Raw genomic sequence first — 18,454 nt, 5'->3', positions numbered from 1 at the left:
GTATTAAACTGGCTGTCGGGGAGCCAGGGCGCCACTTCCAGACGACCTGCTCCACGCGGTCGCCAAGAAAGACTGGCGACCCATGTCATTTGGTTTTGCCAGACTAGCTCAGATAGTCGTTGCGGAAATAGCTCCCGAAATCCGGACGTCGAGCAACCAGCTTGCCGTCGGAATCGCGCAAAATGCCGGAGGCGAAGAGATAGTCGCCAATCGCTTCCATCTTGGCCGGATCCATCGTCCCGATGGCCCCGCTTTGGCTGCGTAGATAATGGCCGTCGATCAATGCCTTCAGCGAGGCGTGGATCAGCGCCGGATTGGTCAAGGCATCCTTGTTTGCAGCGATCAGCAGGGTTGCCGCATCGTCGGGGTGGTCGACAGCGAACTGGTAGCCGCGTCGCGTCGCCTGAACGAAGTCGGCCGCAGGCTTGGGATTGGCCTGGAGATAGGCTTCGCTCGAAGAGATCAGCGTCGTGTGCTCATCAGGCACGCCATAATCGGCATAGACGAAGCTGCGCTGCTTGACGCCCCTGAGTTCGGCTTCGACACCCTCCCAGGTCGAGACTTCGAGCGTGAAATCGACCGACCCATTGGCCAGCGCCTCATAGGCTGAGGTGCCGAGCGTCACCGTCTCGAAATTGCCCTTGCCGCCGTCGTGGCGAATGATGGTCGATATCAGCGCGTTTTCCCAGGCACTGCCGAAGCCGCCATAGATCAAGCCGTCGAGGCTTCTTGGGCTTTTGATCTCGTTGCGTGCCGCATTGAAGACCACGCGGCCTGTTTCGGATTGCACCACCGCATAGACGCCCTTCAGATCCGCCCCGGCGGTTCTCTGGGTGAACAGGCTGATGGTGCCGTTGATGCCGAAATCGGCGACGCGGTTTGCGACCAGCGTGCCCGCACCGGTATCGCTGTAGGGCAGGATGTCGACCTCGAGCCCGGCTTCGCGATAAAACCCTTTGTCGCGGGCGACGAACAGTCCGATGTGGTTGGTATTGACCGTCCAGTCGAGGGCGACGGTGACCTTTTGTGCCGCCGATTGTGCTCGAGCCCGACCCGTCCCGGCAATCAAGGGAAGGCCGGTGGCAAGGGTCAGCAACAAGGCCTGCCGGCGCGTCAAGTCAGTCATGATCGTGTCCTTTGGATGGATTGGGGTTGAGGATGATGTCGAGGATTTCGGCCTCGAGCGCGCTTGCCTGGCGCGCGGCATCGCCGCCAAGGCTGCGCGGGCGCGGCAACGGCACCCTGATTTCACGCACGATGCGGGCCGGGCGCGCCGACAGCACATAGATGCGGTCGGACAGGAACACGGCTTCGCGCACGTCATGGGTGATCAAGAGCGCCGTCCAGCGATGATGCCGCCACATCTGTTCGAGCCAGCGCTGCATGGCGGTGCGGGTCAGCGCATCGAGCGCGCCGAACGGCTCGTCGAGCAGGAGCATGTCGCGCTCCTGCACCACGGTGCGCAGCAAGGCCGCGCGCTGGCGCATGCCGCCGGACAGCTGCGCGGGAAAATGCCGCTCGAAGCCGGCAAGCCCGAATTCGGCAAACAACGGCGCAACGCGCGCCCGCGCCGCCTGTCTCCTCATACCTTGCACTTCGAGCCCGAGCGTCGTGTTGTCGAGGATGCGCCGCCATGGCATCAGCGCGTCGCGCTGCGGCATGAAGGCGAAGTGCCTGCCGTGGTCGTCGAGCCGCGCGCCGTCGAACAACATCTCGCCCTCGCCATGCTCGGCGCCGGTCAGAAGCTGGAACAGCGTCGACTTGCCGGCACCCGAGGGTCCAAGGATCGAGACGAACTCACCAGCGCCGACGCTGAGCGAAATATCGGCCAGCACGTCGAGCCCACCGAACGCCTTGTGCACATGCCGCAGTTCGAGCCGGCTCATCGCCAGGCCCCCTTCCCGGCAGTTTCCCTGTCGGCTCGCTCCCAGGGCATGGCAAGGCGCTGCAGCAACACGGTCAACCCGAACAGGACAAGGGTCAGCGCCGCGCTGACACCGACGGCGGCAAGAACCAGATCAGGACGGAAATTGTTTTTGGCGTTGAGCATGTAGATGCCCAGACCCTTCGCGGCACCGGCATATTCAGCGAAGATGGCGCCGACCACCGCATAGGTGATGGAGATCCTCAACCCGGCAAAGAAGTAAGGCAGCGCCGAAGGCAGCCGCGCCAGCAGGAAGATGCGCCAGCGCCCTGCCCCCATGGCGCGCAGCATTTGCCCGATCTCGGCCTCGGTCGCCTCATAGCCTTCGACCAATGCAACCAGCATCGGAAAAAAGGTGACCAGCGCCACCAGCATGATCTTGGGCGCCAGCCCGAAGCCGAACCACAGCACCACCAGCGGCGCGACCGCCACCAGCGGCAAGGTCTGGCTGACGATGAAGACGGGAAACAACGCACGCCGCAGCGGCTGGAAGAAGTCGACCAGCATCGACAGCACGAAGGCGGCGCTGAGCGAACAGGCAAAGCCAAGAAGCGTGGCACGGATGGTCGGAACGGCATTGTCGGCCAGCGCCTCGCGATTGAGCATCGCTTGCTCGAAGACGCGTGACGGCGCCGGCAGTATCGTGGCCCTGATGCCGGAATAGGTGGCATAAAGCTCCCACGCCAGCAGGAGCAAACCGGCCGAGATCATGGCCGGCATTGCCTTGACGAGAAAGCTCGCGATCGGGCGCGAAGCGACTGATGATGAGACCACGGGAGATAACCTTTGACGGCCGCGAGAGCGGCGCGGCTTCAGACGGCCGACGGGCTGTTGGCCGAGACCGTGACGTCGAGGGTTACGTGGCCAGCGCCTGGTCCGAAACGGCAGAAAGCCTCGTCCAGCGCCGAAAAGATCGCACCGGCATCACCGCGCAGTTTCGTGCAGAAATGTTTGGAGCGCTCATAGACGCCGGACTGCTTGAGAAAGTCTATGCAGCCGTAGATCTCGTCCATGTGGTCGTCTGTGCCCATCACATAGAGCGAGAACTGCGCCGCCGCCGGCTGGCCGGTGGCAGCAGCATTGCGCACCGCCGCGATGGCCGCGTCCTTGCGGGGGCCGAGTGGACCGACGGGCCCGCCAAACGCATCGGAGCGGCAGATCGGATCGTCCGGCTCGCCAGGGCAGCCGCGCGAGATGGTGGCCGACAACACGCAATGTTTGCCGCTGCGTGCCGCCGCCACGAAGAGGTCGCGCATGGCAGGAAACAGCACTTCGGGCGGCCCGATCAGCAAGGTCGAGATGTCGTCGGTCTCGATCCTGAGTTTGTCGCGCCAGGGATCGAGCGCACCGAGCGCGCCAAGGATGACACCGACGAAATCGTCGGTCATGGGATATAGGGAAATCTGTGCGCCTGAAAACATCGCCCGCCTCGCTCCGCTGGTATTACCCAGATCAGCTTCTAGGGTCTGTGGGCTTGCCGCCCCCGTCTCAGCCCCGACCGTACGGAGCACCCCTGTGGATGTGCGCCTTAAAGCATCATTCGAGTTGAAGGAAAAGCCGTTTTTTTTATCGCACTGCGCCAAAAGCATTGCGCCAGGGCGGGAGCGGTTGGCTCTGCCGGCGCGAGAATTTATCGGGAACCTTCACCAGGCCGCGAGGTTGTCCCACCAGTCGCTACGCGACGAGTTCACAGACAATGGAGACAAACCATGTTCATGAAAATCCTCGCAGCTTCGGCGCTCACCATTGGCCTGGCGACATCGGCCATGGCGCAGAGCAATGGCACAAGCGGCACCGACGGATCCGGCGGCAGCGGCAAGTCGGTCACCGTCGACCCAAATACGCCGGCTTCGCCGAACACGGTAGACCCCGGCACGACCAACAGTACGACGGTAGCACCGGGCGCCACGAATTCAAACGCGGATGAAAATTGCCCTGCCCATCCGCAGGGCGCACAGCCCGATGCCAGTGGAACGTCGCCGGGCACCACCGCGCCGACAGTTAATGACAACCATTGCGGCAAGTAGGAATTGCAATGAAAAGAAGCCGCGGAGCGAGCGCTCCGCGGCTTCTCAAATCCTGTCGTATCAGTGTATCTACGGCACCGCTTTTTCCCGAACCGGCAGCTTCCACCCCGGCCTGACGAAGTGGCAGGTGTATCCGTTGGGGTATTTCTCCAGATAGTCCTGATGCTCGGGCTCGGCTTCCCAGAAGGGGCCAACGGGTGCGACTTCGGTGACGACCTTGCCCGGCCACAGGCCCGAGGCATCGACATCGGCGATCGTGTCCTCGGCGATGCGCTTCTGTTCGTCGCTGGTGTAATAGATCGCCGAGCGATAACTCGTCCCGACATCGTTGCCCTGGCGGTTGCGGGTCGTCGGATCGTGGATCTGGAAAAAGCGTTCCAGCAGCGTGCGATAGCTTATGATGGCCGGATCGAAATTGATCTCGATGGCTTCGGCATGGCTGCCGTGGTTGCGGTAGGTGGCGTTGGGCACGTCGCCGCCGCTGTAGCCAACACGGGTGGAAATGACGCCGGGATAGCGCCGTATCAAATCCTGCATACCCCAGAAGCAGCCACCGGCAAGGACTGCGCGTTCGGTCGAAGTCGCCATATCACGTCTCCTCAAAGGCAAGTTTGTCTGGACATAGATGGGCATTGTCACCTGCTTCGTCCAGCGGACCGGCGGATCTGCTTCAGTTGCTCGGTCGGGCGAGGCCGTCGATAGCACCCGGCAACTGCCGCGCGCCAGGCGGAATGGCTGCGAAGCTGATCGCCACCGGCGGCGCCTTGAGCGACCAGTCGAAAAGAACGGTTTTGATCGGGATGTCGCCCACCCACGCCTGCAGATAAGATGGCACATCGCGCCCGGGCCAGACCAGCAATATGCCATGCTCGCGCAGCCGCTCCTTGGTGATCCAGGGGGCGTACTGCATGTTCAGTTCGGTGAAGATCGACGGCTTGTCATAGGCATTGAGGCCCGCCAGCGGCGCAATAAGGGCATGGCCGCCGACGATGTCGAGCCGATCGGGCGTCGCAGCGTGCCAGACAGCCTCTGCCTCATCCGAGATCTTTTGCGCCGGCCAGCAGACGGCGTCCATGCGCCCACGCAGATTGCATTTCGTCCAGCGGATGCCCGCATAGGCACCGGATATGCCGACAATGGAGATGAGCGCGCAGATCGCCAGCTTTCGCATCTCGATGGCGCCGAGGCGATGGCCCAGCAAGGCGAGCGCCACAACGCCAGCAAGATTGTACATCGGCGCGCCCCAGGCCTCGCCGGCGCCGGTGAACAGGGACGCCACCATGACGAGGATCGCCGGGCCAACCCCCATCCACAAGAGATAGACCAGCGTGCCGCGCCCGACGGGCTTTTGCGGCGCGGGCGAGCGCCGCAGCAGCCCTGATATCGCCAGCACCAGAAGAAAGCCGCAGAGCCCAGCCATCTGGACGCCGATATAATAAAAGCGGGAGCGATGAGCCACCACCCACTGATCGCGCCAGGCGGCATAGGTCAGCGGCAGGAAATCGACGCGGCAGAGTTCGGCGGCCAGTGGAGCGGCGACAGCGCCGAAAACCGCGAGCCCGAGCCATGGCCAGGGCGTGGCGAGCCGACTGCGTGCGCGTGTGTCCGACAGCAGCCAGATCGCCCCGAAAAGCAATAATAGGCCGGTGGAAAGCTTGGCATAGAGCCCGACGCCCGACACCAGCCCGAGCGCCAGCCACCAGCCCGGCCCACCACCACGGCCCGCACGCCACAACAGCCAGCAGATAGCGGCCCAGAAGGGCATCTGCGCGTAGTCATGATTGAACTGTGGGGTCGGCCAGCCGAAGAAATAGAGCGACGGCATCAGAAGCACGGCGGCCAGCGCGCGGGTTCGCCCGAGCATGTCGCGGGCCAGCAGATAGACTAGCACGAAAGTGGCCGAGATCGTTAGCTGAGCCACGAGATATTGCGGCCAGCGGAACGATCCGGTCAGAAGATGGCTGATCTCGAGCAGCCAGCCGGGAAGCTGTGGATGCTTGTAGGTCAACAGCACCCATTCGCGGCCCCACATGAAGCCTTCGACGACATCGTTGGGCGGTGACACGTCGACAAGCGCGGGCGCCACGGTCCAGCACAGGATCTGTGTCAGGCATAAAAGCGCCAGGCCGGCTTCTGGATAGCGCGTCAGCCCCTGCCAGATCGACGACTGCCGCCAGTCGCCTGGAACAGAACTGCCGACCGGCAGCCAACCGTTCATGGGTTCGTCGATTCGCGTCATGCGGTGGATAAATCACACCGGACGGTTTTTGGAACAGCCCAGAACTCGAAGCTTACGAAAATGTAAACTTGGGTGACCATGGCAAAACCAAGATTGAGGCAGAGTTTCGCGCCACCATGCCGCCTCTCTCATCATCACATGCCAGCAGGACAACAATGGAACACGCCGTCCCGGAGCGCCCTGAACATGCCGGGCACGGCGCATCGGGCGTGATCGCGGCAGGCGTCGCCTACGCCTGACCGGTTCCCGTCCCCCAAAAAGCATCCAGGATTTGATAAATGCGCCACCACCATGCCATCATCCACTACCGTGCGCTCGATTTCTGGATGGCCCGTGCGGCCGTTCTCGTCATCATCTGCCTGCAGCTTCTGGTCATCAACAATCTCTCATTCGGACCGCGCTGGCTAGCGCCCGCGCTGGAGGCCGCTCTGCTGCTGCCCTTGTCGGTGGCCACCGCCTGGACACAGGCCGCCACCCGCAAGGCGGTCGAGGACCACGAGTGGCATGCGATCGGCCAGTTTCGGGTCATGATCCGCAGAACAGCCCTGACCATGACCGCCATCATCAGCATCATGAACTGCGGTTCGCTGGTCCTGCTGGTGCGTGCCTTGCTGGAGGGCCATGCCGGCAACAGCGGCACGACGCTGCTGATCGACGCACTCAACATCTGGGTCACCAACGTCATCGTCTTTGCCTTGTGGTTCTGGAGCACCGACCGCGGCGGCCCGCCGACCTGCGGCCTCGTCAAGCTTGCGCAGGCCGATTTCCTGTTCGCGCAGATGACGTTGAACGACCGTGACCTCCGAGATTGGCTGCCCGGTTTCGTCGATTATTTCTTCCTCGCCTTCACCAATGCGACAGCGTTTTCGCCCACCGATACCTTGCCCCTTTCCCAGCGCGCCAAGCTGCTGATGATGGCCGAGGCCATGATCTCGCTGCTGACCATCGCGCTGGTCGCGGCACGCGCGGTCAACATCCTCGCTTGATCGGCCCGACACGCGAAATAGCCCGCCCGGCGCACCGGAACGGGCTATTTTGGGTTGCCTTCGACAGTTGAAATGCAGCGCCGGCCTAGTGGCGCTTGCCCAGCCTGTAGCTGTTGCCGCCCAGCAGGTTCACGCCGAGCCCGCTCAGAACGCCACCGACGATGCCGGTCTTGTTGCCGTTCAGAATGCCTGAGACGACATTGCCGCTCAGGATGTTGTTGCCGCTGAGCACGTCGTTCAGCGCGGTGATCTTGCCAAGGTCGATGGACGGCGAAACATTGATCAGGCTGCTCGAATTGCCTCCCCAGCCGCCCGAACCTCCGCACCCACAACCTGCCTCGGCGGCTCCAACGGACGATGCAACTGCAACAGCGGCGAAAATAACAGTGAACTTGTTCATGAAAGCTACTCCCGTTTGATGATGGAGATGGCTTCCGTCTTCTGTGGTCTACCTCTTGCTTAACAATATATGAACAATTCATCCGCTCAAGTCTTTATCTAGTTTCGGTGCTTCAATCAAAAATTAACAATAATCATTATGCATAACCGACATGATTAACTTGCTTATCACAACGGACGACGACGAGACCGGTCAACTCGAATGCCGCTCAGCAATGGCCGATCGGAAATGCAAAAAAGCCCGCCCCGGCGTGAGCCGAAGCGGGCAGCGGTCGGTCCTGGAAATGAGAGCCACGCCGCGCCAGGTCCACCTGTCTCGGTAATTCCGTCAGGCAGCAGCCAACAGACGACGCGGTGCCAACAGCTACTCCTCCACCCCCGGCTTGAATCTCCGCACCACAAACTCGAACAGCACGTCCGAAATCCACATCGCACAGACGCCGATCAGGAAGGCGGCCGCCAGCGTGGTGGTGTCGTCGGCGGGATCGGGCATCGGCAGGCCGGCGATCCTGGCGTAGGAGACCGCCGGCAGCGTCAGATAAGCCGCCGCAAGCGCGCCGCAGATCGGCGAGGCCACCATTTCGCGCAGCTTGTAGCGATGCCGCGACAGCGCGCGCAGAACGCCGCCGGCGAGACCCGCCGCCACGACCGGTCCCTTGATGCCGAGCAGGTCGAAAAGATCGTTCATCATGGCCTCCAGCCGCAAAATTTCTGACCCTTTTCGTTGTGAGCCAGGATCGCCGCCACCGACGCGTCGGAAAGGGCCGCCGCCTCTGCCCTTGTCGGCCGGATGGGATGCCCGGCCGCGCAGAACGATCCGCCTGATGTGGTGCAGCCGGCCAGCAGGAGCGAGAGCGCTATGATTTTGACCATCTGGCCAGCCTCCCTCTGTTGTCGTCCGGCGCCCGGCCGGCGACGGCATCGTCGATCTCCTGGGCTTCGGTGCGCGCCGCGGCGTCGGCGGCATCCTGCCTGGCCTTCTGGTTGGCCTTGCCCTTGGCGTAGGCCGTCCAGACACCGGCGAGCGCGGCGCCCATTGCCAGAAGATACGGCCAGGCCTGGCCAAGCAGCGCGAAAGCGAGTGTTCCCATCTCATGTCTCCTTGGCCGGCGCGACCATGCCGCGCGGCCCGTCACGCACCGCGTTGATGATGATCTTGGCAAGGGCAATGGCGCCGCTGATCTGAAGGGCGGTGCGGTCGCTCACGCCGAGCAGCGTCCAGTCAAAGCCGGCGAGCGCGCCGCCGCAGATGATGGCGATCAGCGTGTTGAGGAGATTGTGCAGCGCATTGGTGTTGAACCATGTCATCGAAACAGGCTTCCGAAAAAATCGGCGATCTGATGCCGGACGGCCGCGAGCGCTCCGGCCATGAGAACGAGGAGGCCGGCCACGGCAGCCGTCTTGCCGCCGGGCGTCGGCTGCTCGAGACGAACCGACGGCGCCCCATTGGCCGATGTTTCGACCCTGGGCGGCGCCGCCGCGGTCACCGGTGCGGCGGGGCGCTGCGCCGACATCAGCAGGGCCTGAACCCGCACCGACCTGACCCGATCCGACCAGCCGCGCCCGAATGTTGCCCATGTCGGCAACCGCTTCAGGAACGCCAGCCGCGCATCGCAAAGTGCATCGATGGTCACACCGGCCGGCTTTGCCTTGGCCGCCGCGACGGTGACCGGTCCGATCCGGCCGTCCTGCGCAACGCCGACGGCCGCCTGCAGATATTTGGCCGCCCGGCCAGGCCCGCTGTTGACGGCGAAATCGAATACCGCGTGATCGACGCCATCGGGCAACTCGGCGCCGAGCACAGCGTCCCAGTAGAAGCGGCGATAGACGGTGGCGACCTGCGCGTCGCTGATCGCGCGCAGATCCGCCTTTGTCGCGCCCGCCTTCACATAGCGGCGGAAGCTGGCAAGCGTCACGCCCTTCATGGTGGCGCCGCCAGGATCGGCCAGATGGTCCGACCACCCGCCTTCCGATTTGAGAACAAGCGCAAGCGCCCGCGCGAAGTTGCGGTCCATGGTGTTTCCTTTCCGCCCTTCCGGGCAGTTGTTCAGTTTTTGATTTTTGGTATGTTCGCCGGGTGGAGGTTAGGCTTGGCGCGGGCGATTATGATTCTGGATATCATTCGCCAAGTTGGCAGATACAGACTTAAAATTCTGAGTATCGGCAAGAGAATCGTGCGCTCGGTAAGTCATTGACGCACCTAGGACGCGCAAAAGCACATATGCCTGACATAAGACATTTAGTTTTAGGAGTCCTCATCGGCGCCTTCTCTATCGCGTGGGTAGTTATTGCCACGATAGGGGTGCGGCGAGAGACGCGAGCGTACAACAAAAGCCTGAGAGACATCGATGAGAAGCTCCGTCAGGATAAAGATCAATGAATGAGTCTTCGGCGCGTTGACGCTGCGGAAATGATCAACAGGACTTCAGTCGAAGCGCCGCGACAACTCGTGCTGGATACAAGTAACTGAGGTCGGAGTTCGAAAATTCAGTTTCAGCTAGTTCTTTTTGAAGACGAACAGCTTTGTGTGAAACGATACTGGACTGATCACTAAGTCGATCGCGCGTCGTAAGGTCACCATCGGTCGCGACCGGCTCTCATACAATGGTTCAAGCAGGCGCTTGAACAAATTGCTTTCCCGCATCAACCCCAGATATCCGCCCCTGGACCGACTTTCCAAAAGCCGGAACCCCATCCCGCTGATCGTTCTAATTGTGTCGTTCGGGGTGAAGGCAAATTGGTAAAATCGAGCCATGTCCGCGGCACTCACATCTTCGTATCGACCGAGCCGCATCTTTAGACGCCTCAATGGCGACACGCTGGGGACAGTTAGGAAAAGGAGTCCGCCAGGTTTCAGCACTCGGCGTACCTCCTCGATGATCGATGCGTAACCATCCTTGAAATGTTCGATCACCCCTAAGGACCACACCCCTTCGAAAAAGGCATCCTCGAATGGCATTTCTCGCACGTCGCCGAGAACGATATTAAGTTCGGGGGCGTGCTTCTTGATTCTAGCGATGGTTACGGGGGCAAAGTCTAGTCCGTATGCCTCGAACCCGGCGTGATGGAGCCCAAAGACTGTGTTTGCCACACCGCAGCCTGCATCAATCACTCGATCAGGCGGGCTTAAATACTTTCGGGTAACATGCTGGACAAAGACGCTCTTTTTCCGAATGTCCGTTGCTGTTAGGGATTGCGCCCAACGATCGTCCCAGAATCCTTCGTCGGCTGGTTGGTCGATGAATACAAGACGATCATGCTGCCGATCGAGATATACCTGCTCCACCATTCATTTGCCTCCCCCAAGGCGCCGCTCAACGTCAGTTCATTTGCCGTAGTCTCGACCCACAATCGGAACAGCCGGAATGCTGGTATGGAAGCGCCCGAAGAGCAGTACCCACACCAAGACCTGAATCGTCACGAAACCGACGAATGGCTGCCGTGCCTGCGCAAGAACATTCTCCAAGGCATTCCGGTGCGCATAGACCCCAATCACGCTGCCGAGGATGATCCAGAAGAAGAACCACATACCCTTACTTTTGAGCGAAGCATGATGCAACGCCACCAACGCTCCGCCATAGATCAACCCAAATACGATCACAACGGGAATACCGCCAATCGCCCACGCCTGCCCCCAGAATGTACCAGCCAAGCCGTACAACGCCTGTGAAAATATCTGGGTCTGGAGCACCGTGTTGAACCCAGTGCTGTCGAAGCCGAAGGCCGACGGCTGAATTAGCAGTTGCGCCAAGGTATCGCGAACCGTGTTCCACCATGGATAGGTCGTGCTACTCCTAATCAGCCCTTCGATGTTTTCATGAGTGCCGAAGGCTTCCCAGGAGGCCACCATAGCCATCGGATCAGAACCGCCTGTCAGCATCCTGCCAAACGGCAGGTCGCGTTTGTAGGCCAGATAGAAGGGCTTCATAAAGAAGATGATCGCAAGCGTCGCCAGCCCGATCGCCCATGCCTTCCAATGCAGGGCCGCCTTCGTTATCGGCCACTCCCACAATAACACGATGGCAAACGCCATTGCCAAGATCACCGGGACCGTCCGATCACCCGCGATCGCATTAAGTGCGACCATTAACGCAAAGATGGCTTGATAAATACGAGCGCCGCGACCCCATGGCCTATCGAAATAGATTGATGCCAGAAGACCGATGCCGCTGACCCAACGCCACACGATGGAAATGAGCCCACCGACGGCGTCATAGATGTCGGCACGCTCCATCGCGTACCACTCAAGTCCAGCCCTGTTTGCCATCCATGCATAGCAGGCTAAAGAAATGATCAGCGCGCACCGAATGAACCAGATGACCCGCATCGGGTGCAGTTGGTAACAAGGGGGACGCCTGCCGCCCACAGACGAAGGCATCAGCAGCAGCGCCAACCCGAACCCTAGCCAAGCAGCGACCATCACCAGAATTGCTTCCGACGACGCCGGCTCAAGATATGGCACCAATCCTTTCGCGCTCACAGGCCGCGTGAAGCCAATCAGCGCGGGCACCGAATAAGCAAGAAGGCCGATATAGCCAATCGCTACAACAGAAACCCGATTGTGGCGGGCCACAAGTATAAAGGTGGTCACGGCCACCATTGACCACAGAGCGAGGACCATATCTTTCGTTCGACTATTTGGATCAAAAAAGCAACCTAGGCGATTCGGTCATTCACAACGACAAAGTCACAACTCGAAATCGCCCGCCCAACCGACTGTCGCGCTGACCACCCATGAGCCCGTTGCGTATGCCTCCAGGGTTACACGCTCGCCGGGATCGAGAATGAGATATTTGCCTGCACCGCCGCCCTTGATCGTGTCCGTCCCGTTGGGCTCGATGTTCATGACATGGGTTGCGTGTACCCCGGCAAAGCCGATCCGAAGGCCAGGCACGGCAGGCGGCAGCGTATGTGTGCACGTCGCGCCGGCGCTGTTGTTGTGGCAGAGTGCCCGGTTGTGAAGCCCGGACAGCGTTGTGTTAACGCTCAGATTGATCGGCACACTCGACGTCCCCTGCAGGCCGGGATTGTTGCCGCCAATAAACCTGGTCACGGTGCCGGCCGTGATGGAACTGCCGGTGCCATCGCCAACCCATTCCGTCATGTCAAAGCCATCGACCAGCATTTCGTCTATCGCGCCGCCGGTGGTTACCCGAAAGGCAACGCCAATGGAGGTCGGGTTCTTCAGGGCGATGTCCCTGAGACTGGCTTTGCGCAGCCGTTGGCCCACCGAAAGATTGAACCGGACGCCATGCGACTGGGTGTTTCCCCTGATGCCAGAAAGGCTAAGGCTCGCCGGTGTCACTACGTTCGCAACGACAATGGCGTCGGTCGAGCAGTTCATCAACGTGCCCGGGCCGATCGCAAGTGGCGTCTGGTAGGGCGCGGCGATTACGGCTGTGGCACCTGACGTTCCGCCCGTGATAGTCTCGCCAGCCCGAAAGATGCCGGCCGAACCGCGCACATAGATGCGCTGGGTCGCGCTGTTTGCCGTTTTGGCAATCGCAGAGGTGCCTCCAGTGATTGTTTCAGCGGCCTGAAACGTTCCGCTTATCGGCAAGACCCTCAGCACGTTGGCAAAGAAGTCGACCAAGATGCCCGTCGCGCCGGATGAACCGCCTGTCACCGTCTCACCGAGTTCATAGTCGAGGGTTGAACCGGTAATGACGATTTCAAAATGTTGGAACCGCAGGGTTCCGGTCGAGCCAGAGGTGCCGCCGCTGACCGTTTCGCTAATCGCAAACGATCCAACTTGCGAGCTGAGGGCGAACTGATATTCGCCGTTTGGTTCCAATTGCAGGGCTGTGTTGTAGCGATCGATGTACCAGTTATCGAGCCGGCCCGACTGAATCTGAACGCCGAAGACGTTACCGGCAGAACTACCGGAGAGCCGGTTGCCGATTGCCTTGACATTCGAAATGACGATCTCGCTGTTGGCGTCAGTCGCAGCTACGCCAATCAGACAGTCATTCGCCACCACGTTAGTTATGATCCCTCGCGGATCTCGCGCACCGGTCATCTCCACCCAGACACCGGCGGAGGGGCTGTCGAGATGTGCATCGGCGAAAACCCCGTCGACCAACACGTCGGTGGTGTTTAGATTCCCCGTATAGGTCAACACGACACCGTCGCGTTTGCACTTCGCCGACCGGATGTTGCGCACGATCGGCTTGCGGACGCCGGCCACGTAAACCGTGTCGCCAAACTCGCCGCCGGTTGGCGTGACGATGTTATAGCCGTCAATGTCCTCAATCGTCGGGCTGTCGACACAGAGCGCCATCACACCGGCAAGGCCGAGATTGCGGACTTTCACGCCGCGGATTGTCGGCCGCTTCCGGCGTGCACCAGTGGAGAGGCCGACGCGAATACCGATAGAAGCCTGGTAGCCGGCATGTGATCCACCATCAATCGTGAGGTCCCCGTCTATCAGGACGTCATCGGCAGCGATATCGATGACGGGATGGTGGCCGGTAACGGCACCGACTGGCGCGCGCAGGATCAGGGCAGAGCCGCCCAGGCATTCGACGCGCTTCTTCGCTGTCGAGATCGTATGGTTGCCGTCGGTCTGGTAGGAGCCGTCAATCAGCACATGCGGATAGCTGCCCGCGAGCAGTGCACTGATAGCAGCCGTGGCATTTGTACCGTTACCACGCGCCCCGAGCATTGATGCCGTCACCGGGGTCGAGGCGAGCGTATAGCCTGTCTTCGTCATGCCATCGCTCAGCATGATCACCAAATCCCCGACATTCGTTCCATTCTTGCGGTACACAGCGCCACTGCCTGCCACCTGAGAGCTGTCGTAGAAGGCGGTGCGGATGTATGTGGGTGCTATCGGTGGGGAAAATGCCTCCGCCGTCGCCTTGGTCGCGAATTGCGGATCGAGCACGGTTGTCATGGCGCCCGTCGCTACGTCCGCAGCGGCCTGGGCCTGGTCGATGATGCCTTGCGCGGCTGCCTGGATATCCCCGACTGTGTCGTCGGACTGGTAGAACGACAGCACAATGTCGTCGGTGCCGATCACAGGGTTCAGCGTCTGGAAGGCGAAGCTGCACTCACCCCGTCAACCACTTTCTGAGAAAAAATTCCTAGTCTGGTCGAAACTCCCGCGCTGAGCGACGCTGGCAAAGCGCGTAAAACCCTGCTTTTGCCGGCGGCTGGTCATAAGCCGGCAGGTGTGAAATCATTCGTCGAAGCTCATGGAATGATTCCCGTCGCACGGCCTTGTGGGAGAGGACGATGGACAGACCAGCCATGGCATCCGTGTTCAGGATGCGGCATGCACCAGCCACGGTTTCCGGCGTGTGCAGCACCGGCCAGGGTCAGGCCGATCCAGTCATCCGCGTGCGTTCGCTGGGCGAAGCCATCCGTTTCGTCGCCAACGCCTACCCCCAATACGACGTCGGCGCCGTCGCCATCAGCTGTGGGGATGTTTCGATCGGCAGCCTCGGCAACCTGGAGGTCAAGGCGCTGTGGCGCGAATATGGCGAACGGCTGACGCAGGAATAGGCGTTCGCCCGCAGCCTTTCTGGAGCGGAAATGCCGCTCGTGCGTTTCAACCCCAGCCACGGGAGCAATCGCCATGAATGTCGCCAACCTGCAACTCGAAGGCCTGTTGATGGCCGTCGCCTCGATCAATCGTCTCCTGGTTCAAAAGGGGGTGCTGACGGCGGAGGAAATCGACCTGGCCCTGCGCAAGACCGAGGCCGGCGAAACCAACGAGGAACGATCCGAAGGCATGTCCGCATCCAGCCGCGACGCCGTCAACTTTCCGATCCGGCTGCTGGAACTCGCCAACCAGTGCCAGCCGGAGGCGGAGCTGCCGTCCTTCTCAAAGCTGGCCCGCATGGTCGGCAAGATAAAGGAACCCTACAACGACCAGCTGTGAACGGTGCCGGCGGGCCGGCATGCGTCCGCGGTGGCCCACTGCCCTCGCCTCAAGCCCTGCCCGGCCATCCCAAATTGAGCGAAAGCACCTTGCCCGGTCCATGCACCGCCGCAAACAGCAGTCCGGCCAGGAACGAAAAATGGTCGATGAAGAAGCCGAACTCGGCCTGGTTGCCGGCCCAGTGGCTGGGTCCGTGGAAGGCAAGGGCCAGGAACAGCACATAGGCGGCGGCGACAAGGGCCGCCTGCGTGAAGAAGGCGCCGGTCAGGAAGCACAGCACCAGCGCGACTTCCAGGATCGCCGCGCACCAGGCCAGGAACAGCGGAAACGGAAAGCCGGCGGCGGCGATATAGCCGGCGGTGGCCGCCATGCCCATGAATTTGAACGTCACCGCCATCAGGAAGACGCCGGCGAAGATCAGCCGGGCGATGAGAAGGGCCGCGGTCTGCCACGGCGATTGAGTGATTTGCGACGACATGCTCGTTCTCCAGCTTTGCAGGTTGCTCGCTCCTAGGACGCGCGACGGACGCCAGATCCGACACACCAGGCCAATTTTTCTCGACAGGGCGCTTGCCGCGGGTCGAAGCAGGCTTCGAAGCCTCACACCGACGGCAAGGAGCGATTTTCGGTTTGCCGGCCGACGGTATAGCGTTGCTCCCTCAAAGGGGGAAACGGACATGGCCAAGGCATTGACCATCGGCGCACCGCGGCATCCGGCGATGAGCACCGCCTACGAACAGGAATGCAGGGATATGCTGGCTCCGCATCTCGACGCCCTGCTCCGCAAGGTCGAGGCTGCCGGCTGGGACCGCGGGCAGGCCGCCTCGGCGCTCATGTATCTCGCCGCGATGCGGCTGAAGCCGGCCTGACGACACGCCGGCCCGAACGGCTCTCCGGCGCATCGCGATTGAAACTTGTTGGTAATCACGAATGTGATATTGTTAGCCGGGGCTAATGCAGCGGTGTGCCGGTGCAGCAATTTTGGGTGGGCTGAAATTTGCGAACAAGCGTCAGGTTTGGGGCGATACCTCGTGGCGTGGGGTCGGCGACGCTGGAATGCAGCGGCTGCGGCGGCGCTGGCCAGGTCTTCCAATGTCCGCGCTGGACGAGTTCCAACGGCCATTGTTGCCCTGCCGGCACCCACCGGCGCGGCTGCCCCGGCCTCAGCGCGGCATGCTCCGAATGTGACGGCGACCACGCTGCCGACGCCGACCCGATGCGGCCATCGGCCTGATACAGGCCGGTTGCAGCCTGGCCGTGTCGCCTGGTGGAACCGGCGGCGCCGATCTGTGTTATGTCGTGTTGATCGCGGGCGCCGAAGGTTGCGCGTTTCCCCGACAACAGAAAGCGAGGCCTGAGATGGCTGACGACAAGTCGAAGACGAAACAGGACCGCAAGCAGGTCTCGGGCGAAGAGCCCTACGAGGTTGCCGCCTTTGCCCGCAAATACGGCATTCCGCCAAGCGAGGCACAGACCATCATCAAGCGCTACGGACCCTCGCGCAAGAAGCTCGACGCCCATATGGCGGCCCGCGGCTAGCCGAAACCATTTCGCCTGGGCGGCGTTGAAGACGCTGCGGGCCGCGTCAACCGGGCCTGGTGGTACGGTGAACAGGATGTCTTTTTCCCGGTTTCTCATCCTGGCCAACGAAACGGCAGACGAGCATCTGTCCCACCCGGCCCGCAGCGCCACGCATTGAGGGAGGTTGTCATGTCCGACACCATACGCAGGACCGGCAGCTGCCTGTGCGGCGGCGTGCAGTTCGAGGTTCACGGCGCGCCGCTGCGCGTCGGCCTGTGCCATTGCAAGGATTGCCGCAAGGCCGGCGGTTCGGTCTATTCGGCCTTTGCCATCTGGCCGCGCGAGGCCTTCGAGACCACCGGCCTCGTCAGCTCCTATGGCACGCGCAGCTTTTGCCCGACATGCGGCGGCCGCGTCGCCTGGGTCGACGACAACGAGGCCGAGGTGGCAATCGGCAGCCTCGACATCGCGCCGACCGATCTCGTGCCCGAATATGAATTGTGGACCTCCAGGCGCGAGACCTGGCTGCACGCTTTGCCCGGCGCCGAACAGTTCGAGCATGACCGCCCAGCGGCGTACAACGCCGAAGCGCCGACGCCGAGATCGCTGTCGGACATCGACGCAGAGATTTGATCTCCGGGCAAGGGAACCCTGCCCTGCCGCCGACGTTACCGGACGCCTCTCACGCATGTCGCCCGGCGACTTGCGGCAATCATGGAGACGACCGTTGAACGACAAGATGTTTCCCCGCCCCATCAGGCTGAAATTCGCGCCTGAGCGCGAGCGCATCGTCCGCAGCGCCTGGGAAGGCCTGGAATGCCTCGGCGACTGGCCGGCTGGCCAGGGACGGCGCTACCGGGCGGCGTTGCGCAGCTGCCGCGATGCGCTGGATGGCTGGACGCCGCCGGAAAAAGCGATGCGGGCGGTGATCGACGCCGCGCGCGAAGCAAAACTCCTGCAGTAGTTGGAAAACAGGACATGTCCGAGCTCATTTTGCCCACACCGATGCGGATCAAGCCGCATGGCTCGGACACGATCCGCGACGTCGCCACGCTCAGGGATGCCAGCGAAATCCTGATCGATTGGCCGCAGGCCAAGCGCGGCCCGTTCTACCAGGCGGCGCGCGAGAAGGTCGAAGCCGCATTGGAAACCCAGACAGGCGCCGCCGAGGCGCAGGAAGCGTTCGCAGCGCTCTGCAGCCACGCCGGCGTCTTGGTGCGGTAGGTGTCAAAGGAAGCAGACGTCGTGCCTCGCCTGCTTTGTCATTTCGTTGGAAGCTCGCCCTGGACAATCGGCTGAGAGGTTTCGAATCCAAAGCTCTTCGGCACCAGAAGAATCAATGCAATCACGATGGCGATCGATGCAAGCAACGTGGCTGTGGCTGCAATATCTCTCACGATAATCTCTCCAAATTCCAAGTCGTGAGAAAAACGCTCCCGAGAAAACGAGGTTCCATTAGCTTGTGCGATAATA

The 18,454-nt window shown here is 61.6% G+C and carries 26 protein-coding genes and 1 riboswitch; of the genes, 9 read left to right on the top strand and 17 right to left on the bottom strand.

The features are described from left to right. Nucleotides 1–103 precede the first annotated feature (103 nt). The 4 genes from EN879_RS04130 to EN879_RS04115 all read right to left on the bottom strand — a co-directional run bounded on the left by EN879_RS04130 (nt 104) and on the right by EN879_RS04115 (nt 3,345). On the bottom strand, nt 104–1,126 hold the full coding sequence (locus tag EN879_RS04130; RefSeq protein ID WP_063168553.1) for an ABC transporter substrate-binding protein: 1,023 nt from the start codon (nt 1,124–1,126) through the stop codon (nt 104–106). Continuing rightward, on the bottom strand, nt 1,119–1,886 hold the full coding sequence (locus EN879_RS04125; protein WP_063168554.1) for an ABC transporter ATP-binding protein: 768 nt from the start codon (nt 1,884–1,886) through the stop codon (nt 1,119–1,121). Before EN879_RS04125 ends, EN879_RS04130 begins: the two co-directional genes overlap by 8 nt. Next, nucleotides 1,883–2,644 carry an ABC transporter permease gene (locus EN879_RS04120; protein WP_244514357.1) on the bottom strand — a complete coding sequence of 254 codons (762 nt, stop codon included), beginning with the start codon at nt 2,642–2,644 and terminating at the stop codon, nt 1,883–1,885. The genes EN879_RS04125 and EN879_RS04120 overlap by 4 nt, the downstream gene beginning before the upstream one ends. Nucleotides 2,645–2,736: 92 nt before the next feature. Further along, on the bottom strand, nt 2,737–3,345 hold the full coding sequence (locus EN879_RS04115) for a YkoF family thiamine/hydroxymethylpyrimidine-binding protein (RefSeq protein WP_063170276.1): 609 nt from the start codon (nt 3,343–3,345) through the stop codon (nt 2,737–2,739). Beyond that, a riboswitch (TPP riboswitch) is annotated at nt 3,336–3,449 on the bottom strand. It overlaps the preceding gene by 10 nt. Before the next feature lie 184 nt (nt 3,450–3,633). On the opposite strand from EN879_RS04115, the gene EN879_RS04110 reads away from it, so the two are divergent. Continuing rightward, nucleotides 3,634–3,951, top strand: coding sequence for a hypothetical protein (locus tag EN879_RS04110; RefSeq protein ID WP_013530794.1), 318 nt, complete (start codon nt 3,634–3,636; stop codon nt 3,949–3,951). A gap of 69 nt (nt 3,952–4,020) precedes the next feature. Here EN879_RS04110 and msrA read toward each other — a convergent pair whose 3' ends face one another. Both msrA and EN879_RS04100 read right to left on the bottom strand, forming a co-directional pair. Continuing rightward, a complete protein-coding gene (msrA, locus tag EN879_RS04105) occupies nt 4,021–4,539 on the bottom strand; it encodes a peptide-methionine (S)-S-oxide reductase MsrA (RefSeq protein WP_013530793.1) in 519 nt (172 codons plus the stop codon). An 82-nt stretch (nt 4,540–4,621) separates the two neighbouring features. Beyond that, on the bottom strand, nt 4,622–6,169 hold the full coding sequence (locus EN879_RS04100) for a glycosyltransferase family 39 protein (RefSeq protein ID WP_063170277.1): 1,548 nt from the start codon (nt 6,167–6,169) through the stop codon (nt 4,622–4,624). Nucleotides 6,170–6,468: 299 nt separating this feature from the next. On the opposite strand from EN879_RS04100, the gene EN879_RS04095 reads away from it, so the two are divergent. Next, complete coding sequence (locus EN879_RS04095) at nt 6,469–7,176, top strand: hypothetical protein (protein WP_013530791.1); 708 nt, start codon at nt 6,469–6,471, stop codon at nt 7,174–7,176. Between the two features lie 85 nt (nt 7,177–7,261). On the opposite strand, the gene EN879_RS04090 is transcribed toward EN879_RS04095, so the two are convergent. The 9 genes from EN879_RS04090 to EN879_RS04050 all read right to left on the bottom strand — a co-directional run bounded on the left by EN879_RS04090 (nt 7,262) and on the right by EN879_RS04050 (nt 14,596). Beyond that, a complete protein-coding gene (locus tag EN879_RS04090) occupies nt 7,262–7,576 on the bottom strand; it encodes a hypothetical protein (protein WP_013530790.1) in 315 nt (104 codons plus the stop codon). A 363-nt stretch (nt 7,577–7,939) separates the two neighbouring features. Further along, nucleotides 7,940–8,263 carry a hypothetical protein gene (locus EN879_RS04085; RefSeq protein ID WP_013530789.1) on the bottom strand — a complete coding sequence of 108 codons (324 nt, stop codon included), beginning with the start codon at nt 8,261–8,263 and terminating at the stop codon, nt 7,940–7,942. Then, the gene (locus tag EN879_RS04080) at nt 8,263–8,448 is read right to left on the bottom strand and encodes a hypothetical protein (protein ID WP_063168556.1); all 186 of its coding nucleotides are present in this window, start codon (nt 8,446–8,448) and stop codon (nt 8,263–8,265) included. Before EN879_RS04080 ends, EN879_RS04085 begins: the two co-directional genes overlap by 1 nt. Continuing rightward, entirely contained in the window at nt 8,433–8,666 is a 234-nt protein-coding gene (locus EN879_RS04075; RefSeq protein WP_013530787.1) for a phage-related exported protein, read from the bottom strand. Before EN879_RS04075 ends, EN879_RS04080 begins: the two co-directional genes overlap by 16 nt. A gap of 1 nt (nt 8,667) precedes the next feature. Next, nucleotides 8,668–8,883 (bottom strand): hypothetical protein, encoded by a 216-nt coding sequence (locus tag EN879_RS04070; RefSeq protein ID WP_063168557.1) that lies wholly within the window; start codon nt 8,881–8,883, stop codon nt 8,668–8,670. Then, on the bottom strand, nt 8,880–9,590 hold the full coding sequence (locus tag EN879_RS04065) for a glycosyl hydrolase 108 family protein (RefSeq protein WP_063168558.1): 711 nt from the start codon (nt 9,588–9,590) through the stop codon (nt 8,880–8,882). Before EN879_RS04065 ends, EN879_RS04070 begins: the two co-directional genes overlap by 4 nt. Nucleotides 9,591–10,072: 482 nt before the next feature. Continuing rightward, nucleotides 10,073–10,864 carry a class I SAM-dependent methyltransferase gene (locus EN879_RS04060; RefSeq protein WP_063168559.1) on the bottom strand — a complete coding sequence of 264 codons (792 nt, stop codon included), beginning with the start codon at nt 10,862–10,864 and terminating at the stop codon, nt 10,073–10,075. A gap of 36 nt (nt 10,865–10,900) precedes the next feature. Next, nucleotides 10,901–12,196 carry a hypothetical protein gene (locus tag EN879_RS04055; RefSeq protein ID WP_063168560.1) on the bottom strand — a complete coding sequence of 432 codons (1,296 nt, stop codon included), beginning with the start codon at nt 12,194–12,196 and terminating at the stop codon, nt 10,901–10,903. Nucleotides 12,197–12,262: 66 nt separating this feature from the next. Further along, nucleotides 12,263–14,596, bottom strand: a complete 2,334-nt coding sequence (locus EN879_RS04050) for a hypothetical protein (protein ID WP_063168561.1) — start codon at nt 14,594–14,596, stop codon at nt 12,263–12,265. A 215-nt stretch (nt 14,597–14,811) separates the two neighbouring features. Here EN879_RS04050 and EN879_RS04045 point away from each other — a divergent pair, with 215 nt between their 5' ends. Further along, nucleotides 14,812–15,081, top strand: a complete 270-nt coding sequence (locus tag EN879_RS04045; protein WP_063168562.1) for a hypothetical protein — start codon at nt 14,812–14,814, stop codon at nt 15,079–15,081. 73 nt (nt 15,082–15,154) lie between these two features. After that, the gene (locus tag EN879_RS04040) at nt 15,155–15,460 is read left to right on the top strand and encodes a hypothetical protein (protein WP_013530780.1); all 306 of its coding nucleotides are present in this window, start codon (nt 15,155–15,157) and stop codon (nt 15,458–15,460) included. 49 nt (nt 15,461–15,509) lie between these two features. On the opposite strand, the gene EN879_RS04035 is transcribed toward EN879_RS04040, so the two are convergent. Continuing rightward, nucleotides 15,510–15,938: a DoxX family protein gene (locus EN879_RS04035; protein ID WP_063168563.1), complete on the bottom strand. Its 429-nt coding sequence runs from the start codon at nt 15,936–15,938 to the stop codon at nt 15,510–15,512. Between the two features lie 199 nt (nt 15,939–16,137). Here EN879_RS04035 and EN879_RS04030 point away from each other — a divergent pair, with 199 nt between their 5' ends. The 5 genes from EN879_RS04030 (at nt 16,138) to EN879_RS04010 (ending at nt 18,205) form a co-directional block, all read left to right on the top strand. Next, complete coding sequence (locus tag EN879_RS04030; RefSeq protein ID WP_013530778.1) at nt 16,138–16,329, top strand: hypothetical protein; 192 nt, start codon at nt 16,138–16,140, stop codon at nt 16,327–16,329. A 490-nt stretch (nt 16,330–16,819) separates the two neighbouring features. Then, a complete protein-coding gene (locus tag EN879_RS04025) occupies nt 16,820–16,999 on the top strand; it encodes a DUF3606 domain-containing protein (protein ID WP_013530777.1) in 180 nt (59 codons plus the stop codon). A 171-nt stretch (nt 17,000–17,170) separates the two neighbouring features. Continuing rightward, complete coding sequence (locus tag EN879_RS04020; protein ID WP_013530776.1) at nt 17,171–17,614, top strand: GFA family protein; 444 nt, start codon at nt 17,171–17,173, stop codon at nt 17,612–17,614. Between the two features lie 94 nt (nt 17,615–17,708). After that, a complete protein-coding gene (locus tag EN879_RS04015; protein ID WP_013530775.1) occupies nt 17,709–17,945 on the top strand; it encodes a DUF982 domain-containing protein in 237 nt (78 codons plus the stop codon). A gap of 14 nt (nt 17,946–17,959) precedes the next feature. Beyond that, nucleotides 17,960–18,205: a DUF982 domain-containing protein gene (locus tag EN879_RS04010; protein WP_027160738.1), complete on the top strand. Its 246-nt coding sequence runs from the start codon at nt 17,960–17,962 to the stop codon at nt 18,203–18,205. Nucleotides 18,206–18,243: 38 nt separating this feature from the next. Here EN879_RS04010 and EN879_RS04005 read toward each other — a convergent pair. Next, on the bottom strand, nt 18,244–18,454 hold a 211-nt coding region (locus EN879_RS04005), incomplete at its 5' end, for a hypothetical protein (RefSeq protein WP_127273955.1).

This window comes from Mesorhizobium sp. M7A.F.Ca.AU.002.02.1.1, assembly GCF_003998535.1.
GTDB classification, from domain to species: domain Bacteria; phylum Pseudomonadota; class Alphaproteobacteria; order Rhizobiales; family Rhizobiaceae; genus Mesorhizobium; species Mesorhizobium ciceri.
This window is presented reverse-complemented; position numbering and strand designations above follow the sequence as displayed.